We start from the raw sequence: 6,885 nt of genomic DNA, 5'->3' as shown, positions 1-6,885 counted from the left end.
GGCCCTCCGCGCGGCGCCCCCGGTAATGGGGGGGGCCTAAAACCCCTCTCTCCGCCCCCCCCCAAAAAAAAACCTGTCTTTTCCACGGATGCATTTCTGGATTGCTTCGCTGCGCTCGCAATGACGGTTGGCGCTACAGCCCCCGCAATCGTAGCCCGTATGAGCGCAGCGACATGCGGGAACGCTTGCCCCGGATATCGCTTCGCTCATCCGGGCTACGGCAGTGTGCCTGTAGCTACAGCCCCAGATACGCCTTGCGCACGTCGGGATTGCCTTTGATCTCGCTTGCCGCGCCCTGCATTAGCACGCGGCCGGTTTGCAGGATGTAAGCGCGGTCTGCGATTTCCAGGCATTCCGCCATGCGCTGCTCGACGATCAAGACGGTCATGCCGGCGTCGCGGATGCGTTTCACGGCCTGGAAGATCTCGTCGACCAGCTTCGGCATGATGCCCTGCGAGGGCTCGTCCAGCATCAACAGCCGCGGGCGCGTCATCAGCGCGCGGCCGATGGCGAGCATCTGCTGCTCGCCGCCGCTGAGCGTCTCGGCGCGCTGCTCCAGGCGCTCGGAGAGACGCGGAAACAGTTGGAACACGAGATCGAGCGGACTCTCGCGGTCGGCCTCGCCGCGGTAGAGATAGCTGCCGAGGCGCAGATTGTCTCGCACGGAGAGGCGCGGAAACAGTCGGCGGTTCTCCGGCACGTAGGCGATGCCGGTGGCGGTGATGTGGTGCTGCGCCATGCCGTCGAGGCGCTTGCCATCGAACGTCACCGTGCCCGAGCGCGGGCGCTCGGCACCGGCGATGGATTTCAGCAGTGTCGACTTGCCCGCGCCGTTGGCGCCGGCGACGCAGACGATCTCGCCCTTCTGGACCTCGATCGAGACCGCGGAGATCGCGACCAGGCCCTGATAGGCGGTCGTGACTTCACGCACCGACAGCATGACGATCTCCCAGATATGCGCTGATCACCTTGGGATCGCGGACGATTTCAGTGGGCTTGCCCTCGACCAGCACCTTGCCGAGGTCGAGCACGATGGCGCGGTCGACCAGCGGCATCACGATCTCCATGACGTGCTCGACCATCAGCACGGTGATGCCGGCGTCACGCACCTTGCGCACCAGCGCCACACCGGTCTGCGCCTCAGTCGGCGTCAGGCCGGTGAGGACTTCGTCCAGCAGCAGAAGTTTTGGTTCCGTCGCAAGCGCGCGCGCGACTTCGAGGCGGCGCTTTTCGGCCGGCACGAGGTCGCTCGCGAGCACGTTGGCGCGCGCGGCAAGGCCGGTGAATTCGAGCACCTCATGCGCCTTGCGGCGTGCCTCGCGCATCACGGTGTTGCGCACGAGAGCGCCGACGATGACGTTGTCGATAACGGTCATGGTCTCGAAGCTCTTGACGACCTGGAAGGTGCGCCCGACGCCGCGCTGGCAGCGCTCGGCGGCCGGCATGCTGGTGACATCCTCGCCGTCGAACCAGATCGAGCCTTGCGTCGGCGGCAGCACCCCGGCGATGAGATTGAATAGCGTGGACTTGCCGGCACCATTCGGGCCGATCAGACCGACGATCTCGCCGCGGCCGACCGAAATCGAAACGTCGCTGTTGGCGACGAGGCCGCCGAAACGCTGCCAGACGCCGCGGGTTTCAAGCAGTGGGGTCATCGCGTGGCTCCCTTCCGCTTCGCACGAGAGAACAGGCTCACCAGACCCTGCGGCAGGGCGAGCGAAATCAGCACGATTAGCGTGCCGTAGACGATGAGGTCGACGCCGCGGCCGGATCCGCCGATATAGGAGCGCGTCAGCTCCGTCATCGGGATCAGGATCGCCGCCCCTAACACGGGCCCCCAGAGGGTGCCGATGCCGCCAAGCACGGCCGGCAGCGCCATCAGCAGCGAGAACTGGAACCCCATGACGCTTTCAGGATCGATATAGGCGAGAAACTGCGCATAGAAGGCGCCGCCGATGGCAACGAGGAAAGCGGAGACGGCAGCCGCGCCCATCTTGGAGTTGAACACGACGACGCCGAGGCTCTCGGCCGCTTCCGGATTGTCCTTCACCGCGCGCCACCAGAAGCCCCATTTGGAGTCCTCCAGCCACCAGGTGACGAACCAGGCGAGGCAGCACAGCACAAGTGCGAAATAGAAGTATGGCAGCTTGCTGCGCATGAACTGGAATTTCAACCAGCTGTCGCCGCGCACCGGAATGGTGATCCCCATCGCGGCCCCCGCCCATTCCCAATTCTGGAACAGCAGCAAGCCGATCTCGGCGATGACGATGGTCGCGATCACGAAATAATGGCCGCGCAGGCGGAAGAAGGGATAGCCGAGCCCCATCGCGATTGCGGCCGCGACTGCGCCGCCGGCGAGCATGCCGAACCATGGCAGCACGCCGAACTTGGTGAACAGCAGCTCGGTGGTGTAGGCGCCGATGCCGAAATAGAGCGCATGTCCCAGCGAGATCTGTCCGCAATAGCCGGAGAGAATATTCCAGCTCTGCGAGAGCGCCGCATACATCAAAGTCAGGATCAGGATGTTCTGGACGTAGACGTCCTTGATGAACAGGGGAGCGAGCGCCGCCAGGGCGGTCAGCACCGCGGCGATGATGAGGTCGCGGCGGCGCCGCGCGGCAAAATCCTTGTCCATCACATCGATCCGAACAGGCCGCGCGGCCGGATGAAGACGACCAGCAGGTAGACGGCGTAAATGCCGACCGATTTCAGCGAGGGTGGCAGCACCAGCGCGGTGGTGGCCTCGACGAGGCCGACGATGATCCCGCCGGCGAAAGCGCCGAACACGCTGCCGAAGCCGCCGAGCGCGACCGTGACGTAGGCGATCAGCGCAAAGGACGCGCCGACGTCGGGGTAGATATAGAAGAAGCTTGCCATGATCGCTCCGGCGAGGCCGACCAGCGCGGCACCAAGCCCCCAGCCGAGCGCGAACACGCGGTTCTTGTCGATGCCGACGAGAGCCACCGCCCCGGGATCTTCACGGGTGGCCTCCAGCGCGCGCCCGAAATCGGTGCGATGGATGAAGAAGTAGAGCCCGGCGAAGGCCAGGATCGCAACCAGCGCACCCATGAGCTGCGGCTCCGGCAGGAAGACGCCGGCGATCGAGATCGTCTTGCCGCCGAGCCAGGAATGCGGAACGCTGCGATAATCCGGCGTGAAGAAGAACTGCGCGAGGCCGCGCATCACGATGGCGAGGCCGAAGGTGGAGAAGATCTGCACCATGCCCGCATTGGCCTTGGCCCGCATGGCGAAGCGTACGATCAACAAATAGACCACCGCTCCGAATACGAACAGGGCAGCGGCCACCAGCGGCGCCGACAGCAAGGGGTCGATGGCGAAAAACGTGAACAGGAAGAAGCTCACATACATCGCGATCATCAAGAACTCGCCATGGGCGAAGTTCACGACGTCCATCAGGCCGAAGATCAGCGCGAGGCCGACGGCGATCAGTCCGTAGAGCAGGCCCATGAGGAGGCCGCTCGCGAGACTTTGGATAATGGTTTGGGCTGTCAAAAGTCTGTCCCCCCAACTACGTCCTCATCCTGAGGAGCGCGCACCGCGCGCGTCTCGAAGGATGGCCCAGCCCTCGTCCTTCGAGACGCGGGCTGCGCCCGCTCCTCAGGATGAGGGCGGGAGCTACGATCTGTGCTCCCGCCCGCCGTGTCTTACTTCATCGGCCAGATCGCCTCGGCGATCGCGGCCTGCGGCGGGAAGATGGTGACGAACTTGCCGCCGACATATTGCAGCAGCACCGGGTCGGCGTCGTTGTTCTGGCCCATCTCGTCGAACTTGACGCGCTTCCAGGGCATGATGGTCTGCTCGCCCGGGATGTCGGTGGCGGCGAGCGCGTCGCGGATCTTCTCGCCGTCCGTCGACTTGGCGCGGCTGATGGCGTCGGCGAGGATGATCAGGCCCATGAACTGACGCGAGGTGAGATCGTTGAAATCCTTGCCCGACCGCGTCTTGAACATCTCGTTGATCTTGCCGACCATCGGGCGCTTCTGCGCGAGATCGAGCGAGAAGGTGCCGCGCGAGATCACGCCTTCGAGCTTGTCGCCGACGGCGTCATAGAGCGCCTTCTCGGAGAAGCCGGCGTCCTGCGCCACGATCGCGTTCGGCTTGTAACCGAGCTCGGCCATGGTCTTCACCAGCAGGATGCCGTCGGTGGTGTAGCTCGACGGCATCAGCACGTCGGCGTTGGCGCTCTTGAGCTGCTGCACCTCGGCCGAAAGCGAGGGCGAGTTGGCGCGATACTTGATGTCCGCGACGATCTTGTAGCCGCGCTCGCCGGCGATCTTGGCCTGGGCATTGGCGGAATCGGTGCCGAAGATAGTGTCTTCGTGGAACAGCGACAGCGTCTCGATCTTGGTGCCCTTCTTCTTCAAGGCATCGAAGAAGTCGAACATCGCGGCCGAGTACATCTCGTCGTGCGGGGAGGCGCGGAAGTAATATTTCAGGCCGCGGCGATGCAGGCTGGGTGAGGAATTGTCGGCCGAGACGAACGGGATCTGGTAGCGCTCGCAGATCTGGCTGACCGTGACGGCGACCGCGCTCTGATAGGTGCCGATGATGGCGCAGACCTTCTCCTGCGTGATCAGGCGCTCGGCTTCGGCACGGCCCTTCTGCGGATCGGCCTGATGGTCGGCGAACACGAGGCGGACTTTTGCGCCGCCGAGGCCCGGCAGGCCTTCGCCCTTGGCCAGCGGCAGGTCGAAATCCGTGGCCTTGTTGATGACCTCGAGCGCGGTCTCATAGGCCTTCTGCGCATCGACGCCCTGCTGCGCGCTGCCGCCGGAGAACGGATAGATCACGCCGATCACGACTTCCGAAGTCTGTGCGCGCGCTGCCAGCGGCACGAGCGCGGCCGTAGCGGTGGCTCCCAACAATACGTCGCGGCGAGTGATCGTCATGGCAAAGTCCCCTGTTACTGAATTTCGGCTGATCGAATGAAGCGATTGATGGGTGCGGTAAAGCTCGAAGAAGCAGCAAACGCTGCCCACTAAATCACGGCCATGGTCCTGTTCTTGAGATCCGTCACCAGCATCAGGCCCGGCGAATGCGTGATCGCGAACGGCAGCCTGGCAGCATTGATGACCGACTGCGGCGTCACGCCGCACGCCCAGAACACCGGGATCTCGTCGTCTGCAACCGGGACCGGATCGCCGTAATCGGGCTTGGCGATGTCCTTGATGCCGATCAGATGCGGATGGCCGAGATGCACGGGCGCGCCGTGCACGGCCGGATAGCGCGAGGTGATCTGCACCGCGCGGATCGCATCCGCCGGCTTGAACGGACGCATCGACACCACCATGGGACCGGCGAAGGGACCGGACTCGCCGCAGGCGATGTTGGTGCGATACATCGGCACGCGCACATTGTGCTCGATGTGGCGGATCGGCATGCCCTCGTCGAGCAGCGCCTCTTCGAACGAGAAGGAGCAGCCGAGCACGAAGGTCACGAGATCGTCGCGCCAGTGCTTTGTCACATCGGTCGGCTCGTCCACGACCTCGCCGTCGCGCCAGACTCGATAGCGCGGCACGTCGGTGCGGATGTCGAGATCCGCGCCGAGCGCCGGGATGTGCGGACTGCCGACGTCGGACATGCCGATGATCGGACACGGCTTGGGATTGAGCTGGCAGAAGCGGTGGAAGGCGCCGGCATATTCCGCCGGCAGGATCGCCAGATTGCCCTGGACGAAGCCGGGGGCAACGCCGGCGGTGGAGGCGACCAGCCCCTCGCGGTAGGCGAGCCGCGCCTTGCGGCTCGGGAGGGTGTCGGGCGTTTCAGTTTGCTGCACTGCCACCAAAACAGTCATGAGATCGACCTGCCTATAAACTCGACAAAGACAAGCCAACACCACGCGTGCTATAAAGTCTAATCTTCCTTTCTAATCAATATCGATAAATTTCATTTATCGGACGGGAAAATCCTTCCAATGCTGGACTTCAGATCGATCGAGACGTTTCTCTGGGTTGTGAAGCTCGGCAGCTTTCGCGGCGCCGCAGCACGCCTCAACACGACCCAGCCGGCGATCTCGCAGCGCATCGCCCAGCTCGAGCGCGAGATGGGGGTGAAGCTGTTGAACCGCGACCACCGCGTGGCCTCGCCGACGCCGAGCGGCCGGCAGATGATGGTCTATGCGGAGAAGCTGATCGGCCTGCGCGCCGCGATGATCGCCGAGATCGGCGACCGCTCGGCGATGCGCGGCGTGATGCGGCTCGGCGTCGCCGAGACCATCGTGCACACCTGGCTGCCGCGGCTGGTGAAGAGCATGAACGAGGTCTATCCGAACCTGTCGCTGGAGATCGAGGTCGACATCACGCCGAACCTGACCGCGCGCCTGCTTGCGCAGGAGATCGAGCTCGCTTTCGTGGTGGGGCCGCTCTCTGCCTCCGGGGTGCACAATCGCGTCCTCGCCGACTATCCGATCGGCTTTCTCGCCAGCCCCTCGCTCGGCCTTGGCCATGGACCGGTCACGCGGGCCGAGCTGGCGCGGTTTCCGATCATCACGTTTCCGCGGAAGACGCGGCCCTACGAAGTCGTGCGCGAAGTGTTCGACCGGCCGGAGCTGCCGCCGATCCGGCTGCACGCCTCCGCCTCGCTTGCGACCGTCATCCACATGGCGGTCGAGGGTCTCGGCATCGCCGTGATCCCCGACGCCATCGTCGAGAGCGAGCTCGCAGACGGGCGACTGCAACTGCTCGACACCGATCTCAAAATCGCGCCGCTGACATTCACCGCGAGCTGGCTCGCCTCGCCCGACGTCGTGGCGGTGGAGCGGGTCGCAGAGCTTGCATGTCAGATTGCGCAGAGCAGCCTCGCAGTTGACGCGCCCGCGCCGGCGCGTCATTGAAACAGGCGCCGGACAATTGAGAGACTGACCGC

7 protein-coding genes are annotated in these 6,885 nt (G+C 64.5%); 1 reads left to right on the top strand and 6 read right to left on the bottom strand.

Features of this window, described 5'->3' with window-relative positions; genetic code table 11:
- Nucleotides 1-235: 235 nt before the first annotated feature.
- From AC0L3A_RS18220 to AC0L3A_RS18195, 6 genes are all read right to left on the bottom strand, one after another.
- A complete protein-coding gene (locus tag AC0L3A_RS18220) occupies nucleotides 236-940 on the bottom strand; it encodes an ABC transporter ATP-binding protein (RefSeq protein ID WP_007593731.1) in 705 nt (234 codons plus the stop codon).
- Complete coding sequence (locus AC0L3A_RS18215; RefSeq protein ID WP_007593737.1) at nucleotides 924-1,655, bottom strand: ABC transporter ATP-binding protein; 732 nt, start codon at nucleotides 1,653-1,655, stop codon at nucleotides 924-926. The genes AC0L3A_RS18220 and AC0L3A_RS18215 overlap by 17 nt, the downstream gene beginning before the upstream one ends.
- Nucleotides 1,652-2,635, bottom strand: coding sequence for a branched-chain amino acid ABC transporter permease (locus tag AC0L3A_RS18210; protein WP_473254869.1), 984 nt, complete (start codon nucleotides 2,633-2,635; stop codon nucleotides 1,652-1,654). The genes AC0L3A_RS18215 and AC0L3A_RS18210 overlap by 4 nt, the downstream gene beginning before the upstream one ends.
- A complete protein-coding gene (locus AC0L3A_RS18205; RefSeq protein ID WP_007593739.1) occupies nucleotides 2,635-3,513 on the bottom strand; it encodes a branched-chain amino acid ABC transporter permease in 879 nt (292 codons plus the stop codon). The genes AC0L3A_RS18210 and AC0L3A_RS18205 overlap by 1 nt, the downstream gene beginning before the upstream one ends.
- Nucleotides 3,514-3,665: 152 nt before the next feature.
- Nucleotides 3,666-4,910 (bottom strand): ABC transporter substrate-binding protein, encoded by a 1,245-nt coding sequence (locus AC0L3A_RS18200; protein WP_007593741.1) that lies wholly within the window; start codon nucleotides 4,908-4,910, stop codon nucleotides 3,666-3,668.
- Nucleotides 4,911-4,999: 89 nt separating this feature from the next.
- Nucleotides 5,000-5,815, bottom strand: a complete 816-nt coding sequence (locus AC0L3A_RS18195) for a putative hydro-lyase (RefSeq protein WP_007593743.1) — start codon at nucleotides 5,813-5,815, stop codon at nucleotides 5,000-5,002.
- A 120-nt stretch (nucleotides 5,816-5,935) separates the two neighbouring features.
- Between AC0L3A_RS18195 and AC0L3A_RS18190 the strand changes: the two genes are divergently transcribed.
- Nucleotides 5,936-6,853, top strand: coding sequence for a LysR family transcriptional regulator (locus tag AC0L3A_RS18190; RefSeq protein ID WP_007593745.1), 918 nt, complete (start codon nucleotides 5,936-5,938; stop codon nucleotides 6,851-6,853).
- The last annotated feature ends 32 nt before the right edge of the window (nucleotides 6,854-6,885 follow it).

It is taken from the genome of Bradyrhizobium sp. MI1.3 (genome assembly GCF_055811695.1).
This window is presented reverse-complemented; position numbering and strand designations above follow the sequence as displayed.

Coding starts and splice junctions, on each gene's coding strand:
- AC0L3A_RS18220 (WP_007593731.1), bottom strand. CDS start 940: ATGCTGTCGGTGCGTGAAGTCACGACCGCCTATCAGGGCCTGGTCGCG.
- AC0L3A_RS18215 (WP_007593737.1), bottom strand. CDS start 1,655: ATGACCCCACTGCTTGAAACCCGCGGCGTCTGGCAGCGTTTCGGCGGC.
- AC0L3A_RS18210 (WP_473254869.1), bottom strand. CDS start 2,635: ATGGACAAGGATTTTGCCGCGCGGCGCCGCCGCGACCTCATCATCGCC.
- AC0L3A_RS18200 (WP_007593741.1), bottom strand. CDS start 4,910: ATGACGATCACTCGCCGCGACGTATTGTTGGGAGCCACCGCTACGGCC.
- AC0L3A_RS18195 (WP_007593743.1), bottom strand. CDS start 5,815: ATGACTGTTTTGGTGGCAGTGCAGCAAACTGAAACGCCCGACACCCTC.
- AC0L3A_RS18190 (WP_007593745.1), top strand. CDS start 5,936: ATGCTGGACTTCAGATCGATCGAGACGTTTCTCTGGGTTGTGAAGCTC.